Here is a 2,967-nt window from a genome sequence, read left to right as displayed (position 1 = left end):
AACAAGTAGAGCTTAATAATCAGCAAATTTCGGATTATCTTGCTGGAAAAGTCGTAATGGTTACAGGTGGTGGCGGTTCAATCGGATCTGAACTGTGCCGTCAGATTGTGAAGTATAAAACTCAAAAATTAATCATAGTTGATATTTATGAAAATAATGCTTATGAAATTCAACAGGAGCTCAAGCGAAATTATCCAAATCAGGAATTATTTGTTGCAATAGCGTCTGTAAGGGATGAAAAGCGAGTTGAAAAATTATTTGAAGTGCATAGACCGAAGGTGATATTTCATGCAGCAGCACATAAGCATGTTCCTTTAATGGAAGATAGTCCCGAAGAAGCCATAAAAAACAATGTCTTTGGCACTTATAATGTTGCGAACGCTGCTAATAAATATAGTGCGGAAAAATTTGTACTAATTTCAACTGATAAGGCTGTCAATCCAACCAATGTCATGGGGGCAAGTAAGAGACTTTGTGAAATGGTAGTTCAAGCCTTTGCCGGGAGTGACTCCAAGACTGAGTTTGTGGCTGTGAGATTTGGTAATGTACTTGGAAGCAATGGCAGTGTAATTCCCTTATTTAAAAAGCAGATTAAAAATGGTGGTCCTGTTACAGTAACACATCCTGAGATTATTCGTTATTTTATGACAATACCAGAAGCAGCTCAACTTGTGATTCAAGCAGGCGGACTTGCAAAAGGCGGTGAAATCTTTGTACTAGACATGGGCGAACCCGTAAAAATAGACGCTTTAGCACGAGATCTCATAAGATTATCTGGATTTGAACCTGATGTGGATATTAAAATTGAGTATTCAGGATTAAGACCTGGCGAAAAATTATATGAAGAATTATTAATGTCTGAAGAAGGGCTAACGTCAACCGTCAATAGTAAAATTTTTATAGCGATGCCAATGAAATGGTCTTTAGAAGCGCTCTGTAGTGGGTTAAGTCTTTTAAAAGAAAGTATAGATCAAGAGATTGAAATAGTACCAGTAATTAAAAAACTTGTACCTACGTTCAAAACACCAGAAGAAGTAAATGATCAGTTTATGGAGAAATCAAATGGGTGTCAAAATGATTAAGTTTATAACATCACCTAAATTTAGATGGGCTATGGTAATATTTTGGCTTATATTTATTTTTTCCATGTCACATCTTGATGTGGCGAAATCCTGGCTGCTGACAGGACGTGTGATGGTTGCCATAGAAAATACTGCACTTAATTCGGAAATTAAAACAGATGAGATGACGAAATCAGAAGAAATTCAGTATTACAGTAAAAGCGAACAGATTATGATCCTTCTAAGAAAAACAGCTCATGTGTTGGAGTTTTTAGGCCTTTCAATTAGTTTGGCTTATGCGCTAATTATGAATACTAAGGTTAACAAGGCATGTATAATCGCATTTGCGTTGAGCCTGATATATGCCATATTTGATGAAGTACATCAGTTGCTAGTTCCAGGGAGAACGGCAAACCTAATGGATGTTGGTATAGACACAATCGGGATATTTTTAGGTCTAATAATATTTAAACTTCTGTACTCTTGGATGAGTGCAAAAATAGGGAAATATATTTATGAAAACTAGGGTAGTAATCATTTCAGAGACTATTATGGATGGTGTTGGAAAACATATTGTCGATGTAATAGGCCATCTGGATTATTCTAAAATTGAACTAACAGTCATACACAGCCGAAATCGTCTAGATTATCGGTTTTTTGGCATTAAAGAAACGTTTGGAGATAGGGTTGCCTTTCATGAGGTTCCAGAACTTATTCGAGAGGTACATCCCAAATTGGACCTTATTGCTTTTAAAAAAGTTTATGAAATAATTAAAACGGTTAAACCGGATATTGTACACTGTCATAGTTCTAAGGCTGGTGTCGTAGGTAGGATCGCTGCAAGACTGCTTCATACCAATAAAATCTACTATACACCACATGCTTATGCGGTACAAAATCAGACTTTATCTAGGAAAAAGTATTTATTATATCTCATAGCTGAAAAATTTCTTTCAAAAGTCGCTACAACTTTGACTTTAAATGTGTCAGAGGGTGAGCGTAAATTTGCCATTGACCATGGTATGGGCACAGAAAGTCGATGCATGGTCCTATATAATTGTGTTGATGAGCCAACCGCCTATAAAAATCTAGATAAGCACTCTGAGCAATCAAGAGAAATTCACCTTGAAATGAATCGTTTATATGGAATTCCTGAGAATCACTTAATCGTAGGTACTGTTGCGCGACTCTATACACAGAAGAACCCAATTGAGTTCATTGAAATCGCAAAGACGGTTTGTAGCTTGCGTCAAGAAGTCACTTTTGTTTGGGTTGGAGAGGGTGAACAGTTAGATCAAATGATTCGTGCGGTTGAGTTTGCAAATCTTTTAGATAGAATTAAATTCATTGGCCATCAGAAAAATATTGAAAAGCACCAGTTTTGGTTTGATCTTTATCTAACCTGTGCTTTATATGAAGGTTTACCTTATACGCTTATAGAAGCCCTTTGTGCAAAAACCCCGATTGTTGCTTCTAATGTTATTGGCAATAATGAACTTGTGATTCATAACAAAACCGGGTATTTATATGAAATTGGTCATATAGAGGAGGCCGCTGAAAAAATATTGGCTTTAGTAGATGATCATGATAAAAGATCAAAGATGGAAGTTGCTTCTTACAACCTATATAAATCACATTTCACAATGAAAGAAATGATGAGTGCCTATGAGAGACTTTATTTGGATGTGAACAATTAATGAAGTGCTCCTTAAAAGGATGCCATATTAAGTTATGGGAACTGAGTTTATTAATAAGGGGTTGTTTGATTTCTTATGAAACTTTAATTTACCAAAGAAGCATTAAGTGATAAAATAGGTATGAGTTTAAATCGTAGACAATTTATGAATGATGGGGATTATATGAGCCAAGTTAAATCAATTACAACGCGATCGGGGATTCTCTTTTT

General features: G+C 35.7%; 3 protein-coding genes. All 3 read left to right on the top strand.

Going from position 1 to position 2,967, the window contains the following annotated elements; genetic code table 11:
- A partial coding sequence (locus tag AC220I_RS20700) for a UDP-N-acetylglucosamine 4,6-dehydratase family protein (protein WP_486725766.1) occupies nucleotides 1-1,082 on the top strand: 1,082 nt, incomplete at its 5' end.
- On the top strand, nucleotides 1,063-1,587 hold the full coding sequence (locus tag AC220I_RS20695) for a VanZ family protein (protein ID WP_486725765.1): 525 nt from the start codon (nucleotides 1,063-1,065) through the stop codon (nucleotides 1,585-1,587). The genes AC220I_RS20700 and AC220I_RS20695, both read left to right, overlap by 20 nt.
- Nucleotides 1,577-2,758: a glycosyltransferase gene (locus AC220I_RS20690; protein ID WP_486725764.1), complete on the top strand. Its 1,182-nt coding sequence runs from the start codon at nucleotides 1,577-1,579 to the stop codon at nucleotides 2,756-2,758. The genes AC220I_RS20695 and AC220I_RS20690 overlap by 11 nt, the downstream gene beginning before the upstream one ends.
- Nucleotides 2,759-2,967: the final 209 nt, after the last annotated feature.

It is taken from the genome of Fusibacter sp., from assembly GCF_057447755.1.
Note: the sequence above shows the minus strand (reverse complement) of the source record. Positions and strands in the feature narration are given on the sequence as shown.

What these genes read in the sequence shown, in the direction of transcription:
- AC220I_RS20695 (WP_486725765.1), top strand. Translation starts at nt 1,063, where the DNA reads ATGGGTGTCAAAATGATTAAGTTTATAACATCACCTAAATTTAGATGG.
- AC220I_RS20690 (WP_486725764.1), top strand. Translation starts at nt 1,577, where the DNA reads ATGAAAACTAGGGTAGTAATCATTTCAGAGACTATTATGGATGGTGTT.